The organism is Trinickia symbiotica, from assembly GCF_002934455.1.
In the GTDB taxonomy this organism is placed as follows: Bacteria; Pseudomonadota; Gammaproteobacteria; order Burkholderiales; family Burkholderiaceae; genus Trinickia; species Trinickia symbiotica.
Map to the genome: position 1 here is coordinate 131,198 of NZ_PTIR01000004.1, position 22,560 is coordinate 153,757.

Annotated in this window: 21 protein-coding genes and 1 tRNA gene; 7 read left to right on the forward strand and 15 right to left on the reverse strand. The window is 63.9% G+C overall.

All coding sequences use genetic code 11. From position 1 onward, the window contains the following. The first annotated feature begins 42 nt into the window (after positions 1 to 42). Complete coding sequence (locus tag B0G57_RS08400; protein WP_102607139.1) at positions 43 to 1,311, forward strand: chromate transporter; 1,269 nt, start codon at positions 43 to 45, stop codon at positions 1,309 to 1,311. Between the two features lie 55 nt (positions 1,312 to 1,366). Here the strand turns inward: B0G57_RS08400 and B0G57_RS08405 are convergent, their stop codons facing one another. The 4 genes from B0G57_RS08405 to B0G57_RS08420 all read right to left on the reverse strand — a co-directional run bounded on the left by B0G57_RS08405 (position 1,367) and on the right by B0G57_RS08420 (position 8,442). Continuing rightward, a complete protein-coding gene (locus tag B0G57_RS08405) occupies positions 1,367 to 1,825 on the reverse strand; it encodes a CopD family protein (protein ID WP_018443027.1) in 459 nt (152 codons plus the stop codon). Positions 1,826 to 1,891: 66 nt separating this feature from the next. After that, positions 1,892 to 4,207 carry a DNA topoisomerase IV subunit A gene (parC, locus tag B0G57_RS08410; RefSeq protein ID WP_020566467.1) on the reverse strand — a complete coding sequence of 772 codons (2,316 nt, stop codon included), beginning with the start codon at positions 4,205 to 4,207 and terminating at the stop codon, positions 1,892 to 1,894. Between the two features lie 52 nt (positions 4,208 to 4,259). Beyond that, positions 4,260 to 6,245 (reverse strand): DNA topoisomerase IV subunit B, encoded by a 1,986-nt coding sequence (locus B0G57_RS08415; protein WP_018443029.1) that lies wholly within the window; start codon positions 6,243 to 6,245, stop codon positions 4,260 to 4,262. 259 nt (positions 6,246 to 6,504) lie between these two features. Further along, a complete protein-coding gene (locus B0G57_RS08420; RefSeq protein WP_018443030.1) occupies positions 6,505 to 8,442 on the reverse strand; it encodes an ATP-binding cassette domain-containing protein in 1,938 nt (645 codons plus the stop codon). Positions 8,443 to 8,702: 260 nt separating this feature from the next. Here B0G57_RS08420 and B0G57_RS08425 point away from each other — a divergent pair, with 260 nt between their 5' ends. Together B0G57_RS08425 and B0G57_RS08430 are read left to right on the forward strand one after the other, a co-directional pair. After that, positions 8,703 to 8,885, forward strand: a complete 183-nt coding sequence (locus B0G57_RS08425) for a rubredoxin (RefSeq protein ID WP_026230105.1) — start codon at positions 8,703 to 8,705, stop codon at positions 8,883 to 8,885. Positions 8,886 to 9,030: 145 nt separating this feature from the next. After that, positions 9,031 to 9,105: transfer RNA gene (locus tag B0G57_RS08430), tRNA-Arg, on the forward strand. A 67-nt stretch (positions 9,106 to 9,172) separates the two neighbouring features. On the opposite strand, the gene B0G57_RS08435 is transcribed toward B0G57_RS08430, so the two are convergent. The 7 genes from B0G57_RS08435 to B0G57_RS08465 form a co-directional block, all read right to left on the reverse strand. Beyond that, entirely contained in the window at positions 9,173 to 9,457 is a 285-nt protein-coding gene (locus B0G57_RS08435) for a hypothetical protein (protein ID WP_223258665.1), read from the reverse strand. Between the two features lie 116 nt (positions 9,458 to 9,573). Beyond that, on the reverse strand, positions 9,574 to 9,867 hold the full coding sequence (locus tag B0G57_RS31645) for a hypothetical protein (RefSeq protein WP_020566468.1): 294 nt from the start codon (positions 9,865 to 9,867) through the stop codon (positions 9,574 to 9,576). Positions 9,868 to 9,985: 118 nt separating this feature from the next. Continuing rightward, positions 9,986 to 10,348 (reverse strand): SNARE domain-containing protein, encoded by a 363-nt coding sequence (locus B0G57_RS08445; RefSeq protein ID WP_146013362.1) that lies wholly within the window; start codon positions 10,346 to 10,348, stop codon positions 9,986 to 9,988. Positions 10,349 to 10,600: 252 nt separating this feature from the next. Then, positions 10,601 to 11,083, reverse strand: coding sequence for a cupin domain-containing protein (locus B0G57_RS08450; protein WP_018443035.1), 483 nt, complete (start codon positions 11,081 to 11,083; stop codon positions 10,601 to 10,603). 97 nt (positions 11,084 to 11,180) lie between these two features. Beyond that, a complete protein-coding gene (locus B0G57_RS08455; RefSeq protein WP_018443036.1) occupies positions 11,181 to 12,506 on the reverse strand; it encodes an MFS transporter in 1,326 nt (441 codons plus the stop codon). A gap of 51 nt (positions 12,507 to 12,557) precedes the next feature. After that, complete coding sequence (locus tag B0G57_RS08460; RefSeq protein ID WP_018443037.1) at positions 12,558 to 13,352, reverse strand: citryl-CoA lyase; 795 nt, start codon at positions 13,350 to 13,352, stop codon at positions 12,558 to 12,560. Positions 13,353 to 13,377: 25 nt separating this feature from the next. Then, positions 13,378 to 14,949: a class I adenylate-forming enzyme family protein gene (locus B0G57_RS08465; protein ID WP_018443038.1), complete on the reverse strand. Its 1,572-nt coding sequence runs from the start codon at positions 14,947 to 14,949 to the stop codon at positions 13,378 to 13,380. Positions 14,950 to 15,197: 248 nt separating this feature from the next. On the opposite strand from B0G57_RS08465, the gene B0G57_RS08470 reads away from it, so the two are divergent. Then, on the forward strand, positions 15,198 to 16,013 hold the full coding sequence (locus tag B0G57_RS08470) for an IclR family transcriptional regulator (RefSeq protein ID WP_018443039.1): 816 nt from the start codon (positions 15,198 to 15,200) through the stop codon (positions 16,011 to 16,013). Positions 16,014 to 16,089: 76 nt separating this feature from the next. On the opposite strand, the gene B0G57_RS08475 is transcribed toward B0G57_RS08470, so the two are convergent. The 4 genes from B0G57_RS08475 to B0G57_RS08490 all read right to left on the reverse strand — a co-directional run bounded on the left by B0G57_RS08475 (position 16,090) and on the right by B0G57_RS08490 (position 19,521). Further along, entirely contained in the window at positions 16,090 to 16,620 is a 531-nt protein-coding gene (locus B0G57_RS08475; RefSeq protein ID WP_018443040.1) for a TIGR00645 family protein, read from the reverse strand. 193 nt (positions 16,621 to 16,813) lie between these two features. Further along, positions 16,814 to 18,415, reverse strand: a complete 1,602-nt coding sequence (locus B0G57_RS08480; protein ID WP_018443041.1) for a SulP family inorganic anion transporter — start codon at positions 18,413 to 18,415, stop codon at positions 16,814 to 16,816. 21 nt (positions 18,416 to 18,436) lie between these two features. Then, positions 18,437 to 19,099, reverse strand: coding sequence for a carbonic anhydrase (locus tag B0G57_RS08485; RefSeq protein ID WP_018443042.1), 663 nt, complete (start codon positions 19,097 to 19,099; stop codon positions 18,437 to 18,439). Between the two features lie 80 nt (positions 19,100 to 19,179). Then, entirely contained in the window at positions 19,180 to 19,521 is a 342-nt protein-coding gene (locus tag B0G57_RS08490) for a DUF4148 domain-containing protein (protein WP_020566470.1), read from the reverse strand. A gap of 343 nt (positions 19,522 to 19,864) precedes the next feature. Between B0G57_RS08490 and B0G57_RS08495 the strand changes: the two genes are divergently transcribed. The 3 genes from B0G57_RS08495 to B0G57_RS08505 all read left to right on the forward strand — a co-directional run bounded on the left by B0G57_RS08495 (position 19,865) and on the right by B0G57_RS08505 (position 22,559). Continuing rightward, a complete protein-coding gene (locus tag B0G57_RS08495) occupies positions 19,865 to 20,551 on the forward strand; it encodes a heavy metal response regulator transcription factor (protein ID WP_018443045.1) in 687 nt (228 codons plus the stop codon). Beyond that, a complete protein-coding gene (locus B0G57_RS08500; RefSeq protein ID WP_018443046.1) occupies positions 20,548 to 21,981 on the forward strand; it encodes a heavy metal sensor histidine kinase in 1,434 nt (477 codons plus the stop codon). The genes B0G57_RS08495 and B0G57_RS08500 overlap by 4 nt, the downstream gene beginning before the upstream one ends. 68 nt (positions 21,982 to 22,049) lie before the next feature. Then, a complete protein-coding gene (locus tag B0G57_RS08505; RefSeq protein ID WP_018443047.1) occupies positions 22,050 to 22,559 on the forward strand; it encodes a YbhB/YbcL family Raf kinase inhibitor-like protein in 510 nt (169 codons plus the stop codon). The last annotated feature ends 1 nt before the right edge of the window (position 22,560 follow it).

Sequence of the window (22,560 nt, forward strand, 5' to 3'; positions counted from 1 at the left end):
CGCGACGAGATGTTCGCCGCGCGCTGCGCGAGGACCGAGCCGATGTCCGAGGAAGCAACAACCGAGACCGAACAGGGCAGCGCCGAACGTCGCGCCGCGGCCACGCCCGAGGAAACAACGCCGAGCGCGGCCGTGCAGCCGCGGCGCGAGCCCCGCTGGGCGCTCTTTCGTTCCGTCTTCGCCCTCTCGGCGCTTTCCTGGGGCGGGATCGCGCTGATCGCACAGCTCGAGCTCCAATATGTCGAGCGGGCACGCCGCCTGACACGCAGCGAATTCTCCGATCTCGTCGCGCTCGCCTGGATGTCGCCCGGTGCTGTCGGCTGCAATGTCGCCGTGCTCGTCGGTCACGCGCTGGCCGGCGGCGCCGGAGCCTGGATAGCCGGCGCGGCGTCGGTGCTGCCCTTCTTCTGCGCGATGACCGCGTTTGCCGCCTTCTATCACTCGCCGGTCGTTCGCGCATTCGCGACGCCTGCGCTGATCAATCATTTCGCCGTCGTACTGGGCACGCTGATCGCCCTGACCTGGTACCGTCAGGTGCGCACGCTCATGCATTCCCGAATCGAATGGATCGCCGCTGTGCTCGCCTCGGCGGTGCTTCTATTCGCGCAGATAGGCAGCGTGTTCGTGCTGCTGCTCGCCTGCGCCTTCTTTGCCGGCTGGGCGGCGAGCCCCGAGCGCACGGGACGACGGCTGGCGTTCTCGCTCACGCGTCGAGACAAGCTGCTGCTCGCGGCGCTGACAACATTGATCGCGATATTCGCGCTGCCCCTCCCGGCGCACTATCAGTCGCTCCTGGTGCTGCCACGGCTCGCGGGGGCGGCGCTGACGCTCTTCGGCGGCGGGTTCTCCGCGTTGCCGGTGCTGAAGATGCTCTTCGTCGCGCCTGGCGTCGGCGTGACGTTGCGCGACTTCACGCTCGCGTTTGCGCTCTCGCCTGTATCGCCGGGGCCGCTTCTCAACGTCGTGCCGTTTCTCGGTTACTTGATTCACGGCATGGCGGGGGCCGCCGCCGCCACGCTGGCGTACTTCGTCCCTTCAGGCGCACTGGTGGTATTCGCACGGCGACACTTGCAGCGGCTGGAGACGAATATTCGCTTTGAGCACGGGATGCGCGTGCTGCGGGCCGCGACGACGGCATTTCTCGTCGCCGCCGTCGCGCACGTCTATAGACACGTGCCGTTCACGGGCCCCGCTCTCGGCACCGCGTTGTTCTCGCTGATCGCGCTTGCCCGGTTCAAGATGCCCGTCTATGCGGTCTATTTGATCGTGGCGATCATCTACACCGCGTCGACAGCGCTCTCGCCCCGATGAAGCGCGCGCAGACAGAGCTCCCGCAAAGTGAGATGAGCCGACGGATGCCTCGCGATCAAAAGCCGCGCGAATAGACGGCCGCGCCGATGGTGACGACGGCAAGGACGAGATTGATCGCCACGAGCCTCCGCATCGTGTCGACGGCCCGGGCCCCGTCGGGCCACTTCTGCGCCTGCACCGCGCGCCGGATGCGTGGAAAGACCGCGAAGCGCAGGTGCCCAAAGTTCAGCATCATCAGGACGCCGAGCACCGCCATCAGCGTCAACGGCCAGGGTGCATGACTGCCGCCGAAGCGCGCCATCATGAAGCCACCCGAGAGCAGAAGCGCGATCACGGCGACGCCGACCCAGGTCAGGAATCGCCCGAACACCGCTTCGATCAGCGGCAGCCGCAACTGCGGCGATACGTCCGCGAGCGACGGGCGCAGACAAAACTGCGCGAAGATCATCCCGCCGACCCAAACCGCGACGGCGGCGAGATGTAGAAACAACGCAACGTTCATGGCGATCGACATCAGGCGTCTCTCCGAAATTGAGGTGTCCGAACGAACGATACCGCTCGCGGCATGCGGCGAGCCGTATCAGCCGAGCGCCGGCCGCAATGCGCTCACCTTGAGCCGCGTGTCGGGTGCGCGGCCGCGACGCGCGCGCTTGCCGACGTGCGGCTCGAGCGCCGCACCCGCGAACGTCTCCTCCTGCGGCTTGCCGCCGCGCCCCGTGCCGAGCAGCATCAGTCCGGCCGCACCGAACGCGAGCGCCTGCACGAGCGTCTCCTTTTCGTCGAGCATCATGAGTGTGATGCCGCGTCCGCCGCCTGTCAGCGTCTTCATCTCGTCGATTCCGAACACGAGCAGACGTCCCGAGCTGGACAGGCAGGCCACCTGCACGGCGTCGGGCACCACGGGCATCGGCGCGAGCGGCGCGGCGCCCGCGTCGATCGTCATGAACGACTTGCCCGCCTTCACGCGGCTTACCATGTCGCTCACCCTGGCGATGAATCCGAAGCCGTTGCTCGATGCCAGCAAAAGCGGCTGCTCGGCATTCGCCGCATAGTAGTGGAGCAAGTGCGTGCCCGCTTCGAGCTCGATGAGCGAAGTCACGGGCACGCCGTCGCCGCGCCCACCCGGCAGCATCGCGACGGCAACCGAGTAGACGCGTCCCGAGCTGCCCCAGGCGATCAGCGTATCGGGCGTGCGGCACTGGAACGCCGCATAGAGGCTGTCACCGTCCTTGAACGAAAAGCCCGCCGGATCGAGCCCATGCCCCTTGAGCGCACGGACCCAGCCGCGCTGCGAAACGACGACGGTCACCGGCTCGTCGACGACGCGCGCTTCGAACGTCGCGCGTTTTTCCTGTTGAATCAGCGTGCGGCGCTCGTCGCCATACTGCTTCGCATCGGCTTCGATTTCCTTGATGATCTGCCGTTTCATCACCGTATCGCTCGCCAACAGTTCCTCGAGCTTCGCCTTCTCGTCGCGCAGCGACTGCAGTTCCTTCTCGATCTTGATCTTCTCGAGCCGCGCGAGTTGGCGCAGCCGGATCTCGAGAATGTCTTCGGCCTGACGGTCGGAGAGACCGAACGCCGCGATGAGCGCCTGCTTCGGCTCCTCGGATTCGCGAATGATGCGGATGACCTCGTCGAGATTGAGGAAGACGATCATCCGCCCTTCGAGGATATGGATGCGATCGTCGACCTTCGTCAGGCGATGACGCGTGCGCCGCGTGACGGTCGCGAAACGGAACCCCACCCATTCCCGCAGGATTTCGGTCAAGCCCTTTTGCTTCGGCCGCCCGTCCCCACCGATCATGACTAGGTTCAGCGGCGCGTTTGATTCGAGGCTCGTATGCGCGAGCAGCGAGTTCGCGAACTCGGTCTGATCGATGCGACTCGTCTTGGGCTCGAAGACGAGCCGCACCGGCGCATCCTTGCCCGATTCGTCGCGCACCGTGTCGACGAGCGCGAGCACCGTTTGCTTGAGCGTCAACTGCTCCGGTGTCAGCGTCTTCTTGCCCAGCTTGACTTTCGGGTTCGTCAGTTCCTCGATTTCCTCGAGCACCTTCTGTCCCGACGTATTCGGCGGCAACTCGGTGACGACGAGTTGCCACTGGCCGCGCGCGAGTTCTTCGATCTTCCAGCGCGCCCGTACCTTGAGGCTCCCGCGTCCTGTCTCGTAGGCCGCCGCGATCTCGGCGGGACTCGAGATGATTTGACCGCCGCCCGGAAAATCAGGGCCCGGCAGGTGATCCATCAATTCGGCGTGCGAAATGTTCGGATGCCGAATCATCGCGACGGCCGCTGCCGCGACTTCGCGCAGGTTGTGCGAGGGAATCTCTGTGGCGAGGCCGACCGCGATGCCCGACGCGCCGTTCAGCAGCAGGAAAGGCAAGCGCGCCGGCAAAAGCTTCGGCTCCTGAAAGGAGCCGTCGTAGTTCGGCATGAAGTCGACCGTGCCTTCGTCGATTTCATCGAGCAAAAGCCGCGCGATGGGGGTGAGCCGTGCCTCGGTGTAACGCATCGCCGCCGCGCCATCGCCATCGCGCGAGCCGAAATTGCCTTGGCCGTCGATGAGCGGATAGCGCATCGAAAAATCCTGCGCAAGGCGCACGAGCGCGTCGTAGGCCGATTGGTCGCCGTGCGGATGGTACTTGCCGAGCACATCGCCGACGACGCGCGCCGACTTCACCGGCTTGGCATCGGCGGCGAGGCCCATTTCGTTCATCGCATAGAGGATGCGCCGCTGTACGGGCTTCTGGCCGTCGCTCACGTCGGGCAGCGCGCGGCCTTTCACGACGCTCACCGCGTAGTCGAGATAGGCCCGCTCGGCATAGTGACCGAGCGTCAGGGATTCGCCGTCGGGCACAACGGCCGGGGCGAACAAATCGTCTTGTTGAGCCATCGAAAATGGTGTCCGTATTCAGGAGGAGCGTGTTCGGCCGTGGCCATTCGCTTCAAATGTCGGCTTCGACCTCGTTGCCCTTCTCTTCGAGCCAGCTGCGGCGCGCGGCCGCTTCGCCCTTGCCCATCAGCATTGTCATGCGCGAGACCGTCGAATCGTAATCGAGCTCGCCGAGCGCGACGGGCATGAGGCGCCGCGTGTCGGGATTCATCGTCGTATCCCAAAGCTGCTCGGCGCTCATTTCGCCGAGCCCCTTGAAGCGGCTGATCGACCACTGGGATTCACGCACGCCGTCTTTCCTCAGCTTGTCGAGGATAGCCTCCAGCTCGCCTTCGTCGAGCGCATAGAGCTTTTGCGCGGGTTTCTTCCCGCGCGCCGGCGCGTCGACGCGAAAGAGCGGCGGCCGCGCCACGTAGACGTTGCCGCGCTCGATGAGCTGCGGGAAATGCTTGAAGAAGAGCGTGAGCAGCAGCACCTGGATGTGGGCGCCGTCGACGTCCGCGTCCGACAGGATGCAGATCTTGCCGTATCGCAGGTTCGATAGATCGACCTCGTCGTCAGGGTTGTGCGGATCGACGCCGATCGCCACCGAGATGTCGTGCACCTCATTGTTGGCAAAGAGCCGGTCGCGCTCCGTCTCCCATGTATTGAGCACCTTGCCGCGCAACGGCAAGATCGCCTGGTACTCCTTGTCGCGACCCATTTTCGCCGAGCCGCCGGCCGAATCGCCTTCGACGAGAAAGAGCTCATTGCGCGAAATGTCGGTCGACTCGCAATCGGTCAGCTTGCCCGGCAGGACGGCCACGCCCGAGCTCTTGCGCTTTTCGATCTTCTGACCCGCGCGCGTGCGCGCCTGGGCCTGCTTGATGACAAGCTCGGCCAGCTTCCGGCCGTGCTCGACGTGATGATTGAGCCAAAGCTCGAGAGCGGGCTTGACGTACGAAGAGATGAGCTTGACGGCGTCGCGGCTGTTGAGCCTTTCCTTGATCTGCCCTTGGAATTGCGGATCGAGCACCTTGGCCGACAGCACGAACGACACCCGCGCGAACACGTCTTCGGCGAGCAGCTTCACGCCCTTTGGCTGCAGGTTGTGCAGTTCGACGAAGCTCTTGACGGCCTGAAAGAGCCCGTCGCGCAGGCCCGCTTCGTGCGTCCCGCCTGCCGGCGTCGGAATGAGGTTGACGTAAGACTCGCGCGTGAGCGGGCCTTCCTCGCTCCAGGCGACGACCCATGCCGCGCCTTCACCTTCGGCGAACGCGTCTTCGGTCGTGCGCGCGCTTTCCGCATAGCGCTCGCCCTCGAAAAGCGGGATCAAGAGATCGCTGCCCGCCATGCCCTCGAGCAGATAGCCGCGCAAGCCGTCCTCATACTTCCAGCTCTGACGCTCGCCCGTCTTCTCGATCACGAGCGTCACTTCCACGCCAGGCAAAAGCACCGCCTTTGAACGCAAGAGGCGTTGCAACTCGCCGAGCGGCACGTTCGACGAATCGAAATATTTCGGATCGGGCAGCGCCGTGACGCGCGTGCCCGAGCGCTTTTCGCCCTTTTCGGCCGCGCGGACTTCGAGAGGACCCACGACATCGCCATGCGCAAAGCCGATCCGGGCGACCTTGCCGTCGCGCCAGACTGTCACGTCGAGCCTCGACGAAAGCGCGTTCGTCACCGAAACGCCGACGCCGTGCAGGCCGCCCGAGAACGTATAGGCGCCGCCCGCCGCCTTGTCGAACTTGCCGCCCGCGTGCAGGCGCGTGTACACGATTTCGATGACGGGCACCCCCTCGTCGGGGTGCAGGCCGAACGGAATGCCACGGCCGTCGTCCTCTACCGAGACCGAGTGATCGGCGTGCAGCGTCACCGTGATCTGTCGACCGTAGCCGCCGAGCGCCTCGTCGGACGAGTTGTCGATGACTTCCTGAATGATGTGCAGCGGATTCTCGGTGCGCGTGTACATGCCGGGCCGCTGCTTGACCGGCTCCAGGCCCTTCAACACCTTGATCGACGCCTCGCTGTACGCGGCGCTTGGCTTTTTCGTGGGCATCGTGTCGTTAAGTCATCGTTGTCCACAGCGGTTGTGGATATCCGCGTGGACAAAACGTTGAAAGATCAAAAAAAACGAATCGGAACAAAGGGTGCGACGGGCGTGCCTGCGCAACGGGCGAATCAGGCGAAGACAAGCCGAGCCGCGCCCTGGCGTCCCGGGAAACGCGGCGTATTTTACTTTGTTCGACGTGCGGAGCAATTCGGCTCAACGGTCAGGTGGCCCGGCCCCGAATGTCGTCGAGCCGCTCGTTTCGCGTTCATTTGCGCTTCGCTTCCAGCTCCTCCCATCGCTCGAGTGCAGCCATGAGCTCGTCGTCGATGGCGGCATACCGTTCGGTCAGGCGGGCGCCCTCGCGCGCGTCCTTCGCAAAGATGGAGCCGTCCTCGAGCTGCGCGCCGATCGCCTTTTGCTCGGCCTCGAGCGCCGCGATCTTCTCGGGCAGCGCTTCCAGCTCGCGCTGTTCCTTGTAAGAGAGCTTCGCGGCGCGTTGAGCGGCGCGGCCCGCCGCGGCCTCTTGCGCTTGCGCCGCGCGCGGCGGCGCGGATGGCGCGCGCGCCGCGGCCGCCTCCTCGGCGAGCCGGGTCGCGCGCTCGTGCTGCGTCTGCCAGTCCGTGAAGCCGCCGACGTATTCGCGCCACCGCCCACCGCCTTCCGAGGCGATGACCGAAGTGACGACGTTGTCGAGGAACGCGCGATCATGGCTGACGAGCAGCACCGTCCCGTCGTAATCGCCGAGCAATTCCTCGAGCAGCTCCAGCGTCGGGATGTCGAGATCGTTCGTCGGCTCGTCGAGCACGAGCACGTTCGCGGGACGCGCGAAGAGCCGCGCGAGGAGCAGGCGATTGCGCTCGCCGCCCGAGAGCGACTTCACCGGCGAACGTGCGCGCTCCGGCGCGAACAGGAAATCGCCGAGATAGCTCATGACGTGCTTGCGCGCGCCGTTGATCTCGATCCAGTCGCTGCCGGGGCTGATCGTGTCGGCGAGACTCTTTTCCTGATCGAGTTGCGCGCGCATCTGATCGAAGTAGGCCACTTGCAGATTCGTTCCGACGCGCACCGTGCCCTCGTCGGGCGCGATTTCGCCGAGGATCAGCTTGAGCAGCGTCGTCTTGCCGGCGCCGTTGGGACCGACGAAGCCGATCTTGTCGCCGCGCATCACCGTCGTCGAAAAGCGATCGACGATCGTGCGCTCGCCGTAGCGCTTCGTCACGTCGACGAGCTCCGCGACGATCTTGCCCGAGCGCTCGCCCTGCCCCACGTCGAGCTTCACGTTGCCTTGCACGTTGCGCCGCTCGGCGCGCTCCCGGCGCATCTGGACGAGCCGTGCGATGCGTCCGACGCTGCGCGTACGGCGTGCCTCGACGCCCTTTCGGATCCACACCTCCTCTTGCGCGAGCAGCTTGTCGAACTTCTCGTTCTCGACTCGCTCCACCTCAAGCTGCTGCGCCTTGCGCGTCTGATAGGCCGAGAAATTTCCCGGATAGGACAGGAGATTGCCGCGATCGAGCTCGACGATGCGCGTCGCGACGCGATCGAGAAACGCGCGATCGTGCGTGATGAAAAAGAGTCCCGCGCGCGCCCCGACGAGCAGATCCTCGAGCCAGCGAATGCCGTCGAAGTCGAGATGGTTGGTCGGCTCGTCGAGCAGCAGCACATCAGGATCGACGACGAGCGCACGAGCGAGTGCGACGCGTTTTTGCATGCCGCCCGATAGCGCGCCGACGCGTGCGTCGCCATCGAGGCTCAATTGCGCGAGCGTCGTTGCCACGCGCGTGCGCCAGTTCCAGGCGTTCGTGACGTCGAGCCTCGACTGCAACGCATTCATGCGCGCGAGCAGCGTGTCGTGCGCCGCGCCCTCGGGCGTGGCCGCGAGCTCGTGGGCGACCGCATCGTATTCGTCGAGCGCCGCGCGCGCTTCATCGAGCCCGGCCGCCACTGCGTCGAAGACAGTCATGTCGGGGGCGAACTCCGGCTCCTGCGGCACATAGACGGTCGACAGGTTCTGCTGGCGTGAGACGAGCCCATCGTCGGGCTGCATGAGGCCCGCGACGATCTTCAGAAGCGACGATTTGCCGGCGCCGTTGCGGCCGATGAGCCCGACGCGTTCCCCCGCCTCGAGCGAGAAATCGGCGTGGTCGAGCAGGGCGACGTGCCCGAAGGCAAGCTGGGCATCGGCGATGGAATAAAGCGACATGGAAAAGCGCTGCCTGAAAAAATCCGAAAGCCCGATTGTACGGCTATACGGATTGGCGCTTCGGCACCGACGCTCGGGTAAAATGGCGCGCCGCGTGCGCCGCGCGATCAATCGCCACGCATGTTGGGCATCAGGCCGGGAGCATCCCGGCCGGCGTGAAAGCGCTGTACGCAGTCGAGGATGCGACGATTGGACCGATCGAGGATGTGGCTCCAAGACGCTATCGTATCGATTTTCGGGATAGAGAAAGGTGGTTTGCTGTGAGTGATGTAGCCGAGTACAAGAGTTGGGTTTGCCTGATCTGCGGCTGGATTTACAACGAAGAGGAAGGTCTTCCCGACGAAGGCATCGCGGCGGGCACGCGTTTCGCCGACATCCCCGACGACTGGCGCTGCCCGCTTTGCGATGTGAGCAAGAGCGAATTCAGCGTCGTCGAGTTTTGAGCGCGTCTGGCGGGCGGTGCGCGCCCGAGCAAGCGTAGCGGGGGTCGAACGTAGCGCCGATGCGCAGGTAAGCGTCTGCGGCATGTTTGCTATACTCTGGCCGCATCGGCACATTCAAGCGGCGCCACGCGCCCTATCCGGTCCGCTCCCCGTAGTTCAATGGATAGAACAAGCGCCTCCTAAGCGCTAGATACAGGTTCGATTCCTGTCGGGGGGACCAAAGAAAGTCTCAGCCGCCGGCCAGCAAGGCAAAACGCCCCCGTGCTCGCCAGGGTGCCCGCAGTTCGTCACTTTTGGCGCTTTCCATCGTCGCCGCCCTTCCGTCTCATATTCGGGTCAATGCCGTTCTCCCGAAGAATCTTTCGAAGGCGCGCGACTTCGAACCATAGCGCTGCAACCATGACCGTATTAACGATCGAGTAAAAGCGGTCGCTCCCGAGCCAATGCGTGAAAAACCATGCAGAAGTGACAAAGACCAGGCCGGTTAGCAACAGCAATCCGCGGTCGATCAACCATTTCATCATTTCGCCCCAGATGGTGCGGTCGCACGAACACGATACACGGCCCGCCACGGCAACGGCTTGAATACTTCTGGGTGGTGGGCAAGCAAGAGTGTGATCGACGCAGGCAGCGGCAGGCCGACACTCATGAGCTTCTGATGTAAGCGCGCCGATGCGGCCGCACCCGACTAGCACGCGTAGGCCTCGTCTGTTGCGACGAGCAAGCTGCCAAGTACGGCGCCGAGGTAGTAGGAGACGTAGTACGCTCCTGCGACAGAAAGGATTTCGGTTAGCTTCCCAGCACCGATCAGTTCACGAATCGTCACCTTCATTCCGAACGATTTCACAAAGCCGGTTAGCACAGTGATCGTCCCGAGCGCTTTCTCCTGGGTCGCGAACAGACCGGTCGGCACTTGCAGGCCGAGCGCTTCCATATTGGCTTTGAATGCGGGATAAAACCCCGCCACACAGTTTTGGCCCATATGCTCTCTCTCATGTTTTTTATCTGACTGCCGCCGACGTTCTTTACTGCAGGCGAGCGATAGGATACGACTGACGAGCGAAATTAGCGCATTGAAAAGCCAGCAAAAATCCAAGCGCTCATTGGTTCGACGGCAGCGTTTGCTGGCCGTGCTGAAACGCTGAAATCACCGTTTGCATCAGCGCGAGGTTGGACGACTGGTTTGCGTGGTAGGCGGCCATGACCATCCCCGCTACCGAAACGATGATCGTCAATGTCGCCGCCCACAAGTTCGCCTTCAATGTCGAGGCACTCTGGGCCGCCGAGGTCGCTTGCTCGGCGAGGTATTCGATTCGCTTGTCGCGCTCCGCGAGCCGCTTGTCCCGTTCCTCGAACATGAAGTTCAGCCGATCCTCGTGCTCGGCCAGCCGTAGGTCACGCTCATTGGCTCGAGCGATAAAAGCGGCGACCTGGCCCTCGATATTAGCGACCCTGGCATCCATCCGCGCCTCGATCGTCTCGAGGCGCGCATCAAGTTCTTCTCGTGAAAGCACGCTCATCAACCCGTATACCCGATATGACCAGCGGGGGTTCCCGCGAGCGACCCTCGGTCGCACAGCGACACACTCTACGATAGTCGCAATCGCATAGGTACGACCCGGGACATCGCCAGGACGAATGGAAGTTCGCTGCACCGGTGATAGCGGTCCCGCTGCGCCCGGCCAATGCCGATAGGCGCAGCCCCGCTTTCGCCCTTAGGCATCGCCAGGCCGCGGATGCCCTGGATCGACCCAGTACACAGCCTCGGGCGGCTCGACGGCTTTAATGTCGAGATTGACGACCACAGGTTCTTTGTCGCTGCGCACGATCACGCATTCGAGCGGCTCGCTCGGATCGGCATTGATCTCCTGATGCGGCACATAGGGCGGCACGTAGATGAAGTCGCCCGGCCCCGCCTCGGCGACGAATTCCAATTGCTCGCCCCAGCGCATGCGCGCTTTGCCGCGCACGACATAGATGACGCTTTCGACATGCCCGTGGTGATGGGCACCGGTCTTCGCGCTCGGTTCGATCGTAACGGTCCCCGCCCAGATCTTCTCGGCGCCGACGCGCGCGTAATTGATCGCCGCGGCCCGGTTCATGCCGGGCGTCTGCGGAACGTTTGTATCCAGTTGATTGCCCGAGATGACGCGAACGCCATGTTCGCGCCAATCGTGCGAGGAAAGCGGTTGAGACATTGACAGCCTCCCGGTTTGGCAATTTGCAAGCGCAACCTCAAACCACCAGGATAGCCGCTGCCCGTGGCCAAATCGAGCCCGGATAGGTCACCCGCGGTTACGACTCCGCTGCCGCAACCGCGCCGCTCGCCCTCGCACGGTATGCGAACGTCAGCGAGAGCAGCACCGCGGCGAGCAGGAACCCCGACAAGGCGAAAAACGAGCCGCCGTACCCGTGTGTCTCCTCCTTGAGCCAGCCGACGATGTACGGTCCGAAAAAGCCGGACGAGTTGCCGATCGACAGAATCAGCCCGAATCCGCCGGCGGCCGCGCGCCCCGTCAGGAACGTCGACGGTACCGCCCAAAAGGTGGCGAGGAACCCGAACCCGCCGATCAGCGCGACGGTCAGGCCGACCATCACCCACTTGGGATCGGTGAGAACGCTGCTGGCGGCAAGCGCGGCCGCCCCGACGATGCACGTGGCGATCACGTGCCCGACCCGCTTGCCGGTGCGATCCGAGCTGCGGGCCCAGAGCACCATACCCACCGCGCTGACGAAATTCGGTATCGCGCTGACGAAGCCCACAGTGACGGTATCGAGACCGAACGACTTCAGGATCTGCGGCATCCAGTAATAGACGCCATTGAGGCCGATCAACCCCGTGAGGTAAGTGAGCGACAGCACGACGACACGAAAATCGGTCAGCGACTGCCCGAGCGTCATATGCCCGGCTCGTTCGATCTCCGCGCGCTCGACGCGCAGCTCGGACTCGATCCACGCCTTCTCGCCGGCATCGAGCCAGCCCGCCTTCGAAGGCGAATCGATCAGCGTGCGCAAGCAAAGCGCGCCGAGACCCAGCGCCGGGATTCCTTCGAGCACGAATAGCCACTGCCAATGTTTCAAGCCCCCTACCCCCGCGAGCGACAAGATCGCGCCGGAGAGCGGCCCGCCGATCACGGCGGCGAGCGGAACGCCGAGCAGGAACGTCGCGATCGCCTTGGCGCGCCATCGGGACGGAAACCAATGGGCAAGGTAGATGAAGACGGCCGGCGAGAAGCCCCCCTCGGCAACGCCGAGAAGAAAGCGCGCGGCCATCAGCTCCGCGGGCGTGCGAGCGGACGCGCACACCATCGTCATGAATCCCCAGGCGATCATGATGCAGGCAAGCCATACTCGCGCGCCGAATCGCTGCAGAGCAAGGTTGCTGGGAATCTCCGAGATGCAGTAGCCGAAAAAGAACGCACCGACGATCCAGCCGAATCCCGTCGGCGTCACGCCGAGATCGCGATTCATCGTGAGCGCGGCAAAGCTCACGTTCGTTCGGTCGATGTAATTGACGAGAAAGCAGAAACAAAGGAAGGGCAGGATGCGCCACGCGACCTTCGCCATCGTGCGCTGTTGGAACGCGTGGTCCGCGACGGTCTGCTCCGATATCGCGCTCATGAATCGTCTCCTCGCTTGTCGTATGTTGTCTGTCTTGCCGAGGCCGGCCGGTCAGGCCGGGCCCGGTTCCCCCGAAACGAAAGGAATGGCGTCTTCCACCGTTTCCCAGATGAAGCGTCCCGAAGGAGATTGCCGCTCTTCGACCACGTGCGATACGAGGCCGGCCGCGCGCGAAATGACGGCGAATCCGCGCATGACCTCGGTGGCTACGCCGATTTCGCCGAGTAGTGCGGCAACGGCACCCGTCGCGTTGATCGTGATGGGCCGCCCAAAGGTGGCGTCGATCTCGCGCGAAAGCAGCATCAGCGTCTCGATATGCGTTCCCGCGAGTTCGGGCTCCGCACGAGCAAGATCGAGCAGCTTGTAGGCGCGCGGATCGACAGGCTTGTGCAAGTGATGGCCGAATCCCGGAATGGCCTTGCGAGCTTGCACATACTCGCGCGCGATCGCCGACGCTTCGGCTCGCGCGTCATCCGAATCGCGGATCCGGTCGATGAGGCGCGAACAGTTCTCCATCGTCCCGACGAACTGGCTGCCGACCGCCAGCAACCCTGCGGCCACGGCGCCCTGGAGATTCTCCGGGGCGCTCATGTAGACGAGGCGTGTCGAGATGGAGCTCGGCGTGAGTCCATGTTCCATCAGCACGACGAGCGCCATGTCGGCGATCCGCACATCCACGGGACGGATGGGGCGGCCGAGAATTTGTCGCAACAGGACCTCGGTGAAAGTCTGCTTCCCGATCAACTCTTCAACAAGGTCGGCTTCGCCGTACTTGAGCGAAGTCAGCGTATGCGTGCAAAGCCGCGTCACGGGCCCCTTACGTTCGGTCTTGAGTTCAGGCTTCATAGGTTTTGTGAGACCTCACAAATCTTCAAGCTTTCGCATTGACGGGCTGGCCGCCGGACAGCACCTGGTCCCGCACTGCGTTCTTCGCCACCTTGCCCACGGAGGACCGCGGCAAATCGTCGAAAAAGTGAATGCGCTTCGGTGTATGAACGGCGCCGAGCTTTTCTCGCACGAACGAAGTCAACTCGGCTTCGGTGGCGGACCGGCCAGGCCGCAACTGGACGGCGGCCTGGACGGCTTCGCCCCAGACGTCGTCCGGCACGCCGAACACCGTGCACTCGAACACGCTCGGATGCTGACCGAGCGCGTTCTCGACGTCGATCGGATAGACGTTGAACCCGCCTGTGATGATCACGTCGCGGATTCTATCTTTCAGATACAGGAAACCCGCTTCGTCGAGATACCCGCGATCGCCCGTGTGCAACCAGCCGTCGATCAACGTTTCAGCGGTCTTCTCAGGCAGTCTCCAGTATCCGGTCATCAGCAAGTCGCCGCGCGCGACGACCTCGCCGATTTCGCCCGGCGGCAAGCGCTTGCCGTCGGCCGACATGATCGCCACCTCGGAGAACCAGGTCGCCGCGCCGACGGACGACCAGCGCGCCGGATCGGCGAAATCTTCGGGACGCATCGCAGTGAGTATCTGAGGCGCTTCGGTCTGGCCATAATGCGTCGCGAGGACGGGGCCGAAAAACGCGCGCGCCTCGCGGATCTTTTCCTCGGGCATCGGCGCGCCGCCGTAGATCAGCAATCGCAGATGAGGAAAGTCGTGGCGTGAAACGCCCGATAAGCCCATCAGCTTGTAGATCAACGTCGGCGGCATGAAAGAAACGGTGCCGCCGCCATCGCGGAACGCCTCGCGAACGCCGGGCGCACCCGCTTCTGACGGAATGACGAGACACCCGCCCTGCGCGAGAATCGGGAGAACGTACGTCGACGTGCCATGCGTAATCGGCGCCGCAACGACGTAACGATCATGCTCGGTGAGGCGCCACGTCTGGATCTGGTTGGCCACATTGGCCATCCAGGCACGATACGGCTGCATCACGCCCTTGGGAATGCCGGTCGTGCCGCCCGTGAACTTGATGGCCTGCGTCGCGCTGTCGCGCAATAGATCGAAGGTGCGCGGCGCCGCTCCGTCATGCGCCGCGATGAGCCTGCTCAACGATACGCGCGGCCCGAGCGGCGACGCGCCTGTCCCCGCGTCTTCGCCCGGCTCTTGCTGCCGCTCGTCGCAGTAGATCCGATATCCGGCTGCGCCCGCGACCAGCTGCTCGGATGCCGCATCCGTCACGACGATGGTCGGCTCCGTGGTATCGAGGATTCGGCGAATCTCCGGTTGCGTGCTGCGCGGATTGAGCGGCACCCACACCTTGCCGCTCGCAAGCGTCGCAAGCAGCGCGACGAGGTGCGCCTTACCGTTGCCTGCGCAGATCCCGACGCGGCTTTGCGGTGCCGGATCGATGGTCTGATAGGCCACGGCGAGCGCGGCAACAGCGTGACCGAGATCGCGGTAGCGAACGGCGCCGTCAGGTGCGTCGATCGCGGTCCGGTCCGGCCAGCGGCGCACGGCGCGCCAGAAAAAATCAATCGGATACATGTACGAAATCCCAGAGATGCACGCGGTGAACGTGCACATAGCCCCTTCCATCGACGGCGTTCCTCTGGTCGGCCGTCGCCTTCGACAGCGGCAATTCTCCAGGCGCACTTCGGTGACGGGAAATCGAATCGTCCGTCAAGCGGACGTTTTGGGGGCATGACATCCGATTCGCCGACTAGTGTTTTCCCTGCTTGTGACTCCATTCGGCATCTGCAAAGGTGGGCCGCCATTTCACGACGACTTCTTTCATGCAATCGACCGCTGCCGATTCAACCGTTCGCCTGACGGGCGTTTTGGACGACAACAAAAGCGGGGGCTTGCGCGCGCTCCGTCGCGGCCTCGACGTACTCGCCGCCATCATCGAAGCCGGTAGCGCGGGCCTGCGCGTGGCCGAGATAGGGCGCCGCTGCCAATTGGAACGGGCAACGGTTTATCGCATCCTGGAAACGCTCGTCGAGGCGGACTACGTCGAAATCAGCGGCCGCTATCGATATGTGGCGGGAGAAGCCGTACGCCGGTGGCGCGCCGACAATGTCCTCACGCAATCGATCATTGCAAAACGGCTCGAGCCCGTGCTCGAGCACGTCAGCGCCGAGAGCGGAGACGCCGCATTCGCCGTGGTTCGCGAAGGACGGATGTCGTCATGCATCGCGCGCCGGATCGGGAGCTACCCGGTGCAAATCCTCGCCGTGGACGTCGGGACGCGCCAGCCGCTCGGCGTCGGCGCCGCGGGCCTTGCGTTGCTCGCCGCACTGCCCGACGACGAGGCGCAAGCCGTCATCGTCCAGCATGGCGACGCCCTGTCGAGCTACGGCGGGCTCAACAGCGAGACGTTGCGTCTGCTCGTCAAGGCAGCGCGTGAGCGTGGCTGGTCCGTGATAGGCAATCATGCGGCCAAGGGCGCGCTCGGCGTGGGCGTCGCGGTGTGCGATCGTCGGGGCTATCCGATCGCAGCGATCAGCGTCGCGGCGCCTACCGAGCGAATGTCGCGCCAAAGGCAGGCATTCATCGTCGATGCCATTCGATCCGCGCTTCGGTCATCCGCCATCGAAAAGCAAGACTGAACCGAAACGCCACCGACGCCAGCTTCATCGCGGCCCGCACTCGCAGGCGATCTTCTATCGTCGCCGAATGGCGCTATCAGTGTTTCTCCGCCTGCACGGCCACCCAGTCCATCAAGGCGAAAAGAAGTCCAGACACCACGAACGTCACATGCAGGATCACGAGCCAGCGGATGCGCGCTTCGTCCATCACGGCACCGGGCTCCGTCAGTTTCATGAACGCGCGCAGCAGCGAGATCGCCGAAATCGCGACGATCGAGCCGATCAGCTTCATCTTGAGGCCCGAGAAATCGAGTGTGCCCATCCAATCGGGGCGATCCTCGCTCGTTCCGGTATCGATCTTGGAGACGAAGTTCTCGTAGCCGGAGAACATCACGATCACGACGAGGTTGCCCGCCAATGAAAGATCGATGAGCGTCAAGACGGCGAGAATGATTTCTTCCGGGCTCGCCGAAAGAAGATTCGGCAGGACGTGAGCGATGTCGCCGACGAATGCCACGAGCAGCATCACGAGGGACAGCACGAGGCCGACATAAAACGGCGCCAGCAGCCAGCGCGATTTGAACAGAATGCGTTCCAGCACGATTTCGAGGGCTTTTCTTTGATGCATGTTATGCGGCTCATTCCGGTTGCGTTGGCGAGAGTTTATCCGCTTCAACCGGGTCCGTCGTACAGCTTCTGAGGGTGCCGCGCCTCGGCAAAGAGAAAAAACACCGTTCCGCCACGAGCCCACATATGGGACGATGAACGCCGCGGCGAGCGAACTGGCCGCCGGTGCGCGGCCAGTTCCGCCCAGATTTGAGTTATTCGAGAACCCGATGGTCGAAGGCGCGGTTGCCGCGCGGCGACGGCCGTCCCCATTCGCCATGCTCATTGCGCGCGAGCTCGGCCGGCGCGCGTGCGGCCGCGTCGCGCCACCGCACTTTGATTCCTCGTTCGGCGGAGCGCCGCGCGAATTCGCCGATGTACTCGCGAATGTCGGCATCGAGCGTGTCGGCACGCGAAGCGTCGACCACGAGCGTCGAGCCGTCCGGGAGCGCGCCGAGCCTGTCCTTCAGGCCCGCCTTGATGAAGCACGAAGGGTCCTTGCGAAACTGCAGGACGAACTCGCCCGCTCGTGTCTCGATGACGAATGCCTGCTTGAGCGTGGACCGAAGCGCAAGGACGGCACTGCAGGCCACCCCGATGGCGACACCGATCAGCAAGTCGGTGGCCATCACGCCGGCGATGGTGGCGATGAACGGCACGAATCGATCCACGCCGCTCTTGGCCGTCTCGAACCAAACCGAAGGCTTGGCCAGCTTGGCGCCCGTCGCGATCAGGATCGCGGCGAGACATGCGAGCGGAATCAAGTTCAGAACCGAAGTCAATGCGAACAGGCTGGCGAGAATCAGCACGCCGTGAACGAATGCCGACGCCCGGGTTTGAGCGCCCGCATGCAGATTGGCCGTGCTGCGGACGATGACCGCCGTGATCGGCAGTGCGCCGAGCATGCCCGCCAACATGTTGCCGACGCCTTGCGCCCGCAGCTCGCGGTCCAGCGACGCCGAGCGCCGCATGGGATCCATCTGCTCGATGGCCTGGAGGCTCAGCAACGTCTCCACGCTCGCGACGATCGCGAGCGTGCCCGCGAGTCGCCATACCTCGACACTCGTCAATGCCGAGAAATCCGGCAATGTGAGCCATTGCGCCAATGCCGCCAAGGAATCGATCGGCGCGAGATTCACGCGCTGGTCGGCGGGCAGCGCGAGTTGCGGCGACCACGCATCGATTGCCACCGTGGCGAAGATGCCGAGCGCAACGACGACGAGCGGCGCCGGGACTGAGCGGAGCAACGCGCTGCGGCGGACCCACTTCGTGTCCCATGCCCAGAGAACGGCGAACGAGAGAAGCGCCAGTGCGCAGGCGACGAGCGACACGGAGCCGAATGGGGTATCCAGCCGTGCATCGGTGCCGCCGCCCATGGGATTTGCATCGGCGTCGAACCAGCCGAACGCAACGGGGAACTGCTTGACGATCAGCAACAGGCCGATGGCTGCGAGCATACCCTTGATCACCGTCGACGGGATGCAAGATGCGAAACGGCCCAATCCCAACGCGCCGAAACAGAATTGCGCCACGCCGGCCACGAAAACAGCGCTCAAGAAGGCGGAAAAGCCGCCGACATTGGCCAGGCCCTCGACCACGATCGCGATCAATCCGGCGGCCGGCCCGCTGACACTCAGGCGGGATCCGCTCAGAAGTGCGACAAAGAGGCCGCCGATCACGCCTGCGAGAAGACCGGCGATGGCGTTGACGCCCGATGCCTGTGCAATACCGAGGCAAAGAGGCAGTGCAACGAGAAATACCGCGACGCCCGCGCAGCAATCGCGCGGCAGCGTCGCCATGAACTTGGCATTCGTCATCGTAGGAACCCGTGAAAGCGATCAGATCGTCCACACGGACGTCGTCTCGCGATGATCATTGGCAGCCGGCCTTTGGGCATTGATCCCGAGCGACGAATCGCCGGACGATGCGAGCCTGCGGATCAGCCCGCTCCGGATATCGAAGATCCAGGCGTGCACGCGGGGCCGCGATACCGCGTCGCGCACGAGCGGCATCTGGTTGAGCGTCCTCGCCTGTTCGACGGCATTCAGCTCGGCCAACCAGTTCGCCCGTTCCTCGATGCTTGGAATCGCCGCGAGCACCTCTCGCTCGCGCCGAACGAGCTCACGCAGCGCGACGATCCGCCGCTCGACGTGCGGCATCCCACCGGTCGTACCTTCGAGCGCGGCTCGAATACCGCCGCAGCCATAATGCCCGCAAACGACGATATCGCTGACCTCGAGGACGCGGACGGCGTACTCGAGCACGCTCATCGAATTGTCGTCGTGAGGCAAAAAAAGATTTGCCACGTTGCGATGCACGAAAAGGTCGCCCGGCGCCGCGCCCGTCACAATCTCCGCGGGCACCCGGCTGTCGGAGCAGCCGATCCAGAGAATCGCGGGCCGCTGCCCTTGCCGCATGCGGCCGAAGAGCGCGGGGTCGCGACGGGCCGTCTCGTGCGCCCATGCCTTGTTCCGCGAGAGCATTTGTTCAGCAAAGTCCATGTTTATCCCTTACCGAAGAGGCTTACGTTTGCGATGAAATGCGAGCGGCAGGCCCCCTGACGGGGCTGCCAAGCGCGCTGCTATGAACCGAAAAACGGTTCGCAGAAAAAGGCGGGACCCTGGCAGGCTGGCGCCGCATGCACGGCCCGCGCAGGTGAACCCGACGCCTCGGCACCCGCTGCCGGCGACGGCCCCTTCGCATCGGCGACGAGCGTCTCGTCGGCCCGTTTGGCCGCTTGGGGAGCGTAGATCCGCGATACGTCCGGGTACGATGTGTTCGTGATGTATCGCAGGCCGTTGCGTTGGGCTTCGATGAGCTCCTCGTAGACCTGAGCGCGCGTTTTCCCCGTCATGCTCTCGGCGTGCGCGGGTGCAGCCACGGCCGCCGCGAGAAGCGCTGCAACGAGTAGTCGGGTTTTCATATTCACTCCTTTATCAGGGACATCGCGATTGCGACGTCGATGGGAGCAATTGTCTCGATTGGGTGGATCGTCGACATGACGAGAAGATGACGTTTCTCGCATGAAATTCCCGTCATCTTTCACAATTCGAGATGTACATCTTCTCGCGACGCTCAACGCGAATTTTCTGAATTGTCCGCGGCAGGCCCGTCGGGCGCCTCGATCCTGCGTCACATGGAATCTTCTCCAACATTCGCCCGGAACTATTGAGATAAATCGATGTCCCTGATTTCTTCTAATTCAGTTACCGTTATTCCGAGCAACTGTCCCCAAAAGATATTGAAGGAATTGAGGGAAAACCGAAATGAAAATCCTGATAGTCGAGGATGAAGGGAAGACAAGAACGTATCTGGGACAGGGACTGACCGAGGCAGGATTCGTATGCGATTGCGTGGCTGACGGCGTCACCGGGCTCCATCAGCTGCAAACCGAGGAGTACGACCTCGCGATTCTCGACATCATGTTGCCGGGCAAGGACGGCTGGAGCATCGTGCAGGAGTTGCGCAAGACGCATCGGACGCCCGTGCTGTTCCTATCGGCACGCGATGACGTCGACGATCGCGTGAAAGGCTTCGAGGTGGGCGGCGATGACTATCTGGCCAAACCGTTCGATTTCATCGAGTTGCTCGCTCGAGTACGTTCGCTTTTGCGCCGCGGCCAAGGGCGCGAAGAGTCCGTGCTCAGCGTGGGCGACCTCGAGCTCGACCTCGTTCGGCGCAAGGCGAGGCGCCAGGGCAATACGATTCTGCTCACCGCCAAGGAGTTCTCCCTGCTCTGGCTCTTGATGCGGCGCGAGGGCGAGATTCTGTCCCGTTCGCTGATCGCCTCGCAGGTATGGGACATCAATTTCAGCAGCGACACGAACATCGTCGACGCCGCCATTCGCCGAGTCCGCGCGAAGGTGGACGATCCCTTCGTGCCGAAGCTGATTCACACCGTGCGCGGCATGGGCTATGTCCTCGAGAAGCGCGAGCGCGCGCCGTCGCAATGAGGTGGCGGTGGCCGAATACGATGCGAGCGCGGCTCGCCGTGCTGTTCGCGCTGTCCACCTCGATCATCCTCGCGGTAAGCGGGACCTTGCTTTACAGGGCGCTCGTCACTTCCACGGCCCACTCGCTGGCGCATGAGATGCAGGCAAGCGTTCGCAGCACGACCGCGCACGTCACCGCGGCCCGTGATTGGGACGAGTTGCGAAGCGGCGGCGTGACCGCGCATGCCGCGCCCGATGACCACGAGAATCTCGATTTCGCGATACTCGACGGTAAGGGTAATGTCGTCGTCAAAAGCGACGGCTTCAGCGGCGCCGACGAAATCGGTCGAGTACGCGCCGGCGCGACGCCCACCTGGATCGACGATCCGCGTCGGGCGGTGCGGTACCTCGTCGCCACCGCGCATCTCGACGACGACGTTTCAAGCGACGCACGCATCGTCGTCCAAGGCAGCTATCGCAGCACGCGCGCGTTCTTGCGCCTTTGCGCCATTTGCATCGCCTTGGCGACGTTCTGCGGCGCCCTCGTCGCGGCAGTGGTGGCGCACAGAATCGCGGCGTTCGCGCTGCAGCCGCTCGCCGAGCTTGCGGCATGCGCCGACGAGATTTCGACGAGCCGGCTCGCGCATCCTCTGCCGGATCGATTCATGACCGGAGAGCTGCGCGAACTGAGCCTGGCGTTCAACCGAATGCTCGCTCGCCTCGGCGAATCGTTCACACGTCTCACGCAGTTTTCCGCCGACCTTGCCCACGATATCCGCACGCCGCTCACGAATCTGCTCGCGCAAGCGCAGGTGGCGCTCGTGCAGCCTCGATCGAACGAGCAATATCGCGCGATCATCGAATCGAGCATCGAAGAATTGCAGCGCCTCTCGCGCATGGTCGACGACATGCTGTTCCTGGCTCGCATCGACGCCCGTCAACGCACGGCGCGGCTGCGGCGCGTCGACGGCGCGGGCGAAGCGTTGCGTGTCGCCCGTTATTACGAATCGATCGCCGAAGATCGCGATATCGCGATCAGCGTCGAAGGGCAGTGCATCTTCGATGGCGAGCCACTGCTCGTGCAGCGCGCGATCGGCAATCTCCTCTCGAATGCGTGCGTGCATGCGCCGGCCGGCTCGACCGTAACGATCGAATGCGCCAACCGCAGCGACTTTGCCGTCATCCGCGTAGTCGATACGGGGCCCGGCATCGCCGCCGAGCATCTGACACGCATCTTCGATCGCTTCTACCGCCCCGATCCGGCGCGCCAGAATTCCGCCTCGGGCACGGGCCTGGGACTTGCGATCGTCAAGTCGATCATGGACGAGCACGGCGGGGAATGCGAGGTGACGAGCGTGCCGGGCGTGAGAACGGCGTTCTCTCTGCGCTTTCCCCGCAACGGCCGGGTGGTGCCGGACGATCGGCTGCCGGCGCGGGAAGCGCCGCGGTGATACACTCGCCTCGCCCGCCGCCTCGCGGCCGCGCTCAAGATCGAATCGTTTCCCTCAGGAGGCTTCCGATGGCTGATTTCAGAATCTGGTCCGACGACTTCCCGAATAACGGCTTCATGCCGAAAGCGCAGGAATTTGCCGACAAGCTGTTCGGCGTGGATGGCAGCGGCGGCAACGCATCGCCCGCGCTGCAATGGGAAGCGCCCCCCGAGGACGCGCAGAGCCTCGCGCTCACGGTCTACGATCCCGACGCGCCGACAGGCAGCGGCTTTTGGCATTGGGTCGTCGTCAACCTTTCCCCGCAATTGCGCTCGCTGCCACAAGGCGCCGGCAAGGCCGACGGCTCGCTCCTGCCAGCCGGCGCGATCCAGGTCCGCAACGACTACGGCACGCCCGGCTTCGGCGGCGCCGCGCCGCCACGCGGCGACAAGCCGCACCGCTATATCTTCCGTGTGCACGCGCTGAAGGCGGAACATCTGCCGATCACGCCCGACACGACGAACGCGGTCGCGCGCTTCATGATCCACCTCAACGAAATCGACTCGGCGACCTACACCGGCCTATACGAGCTGAAGTGAC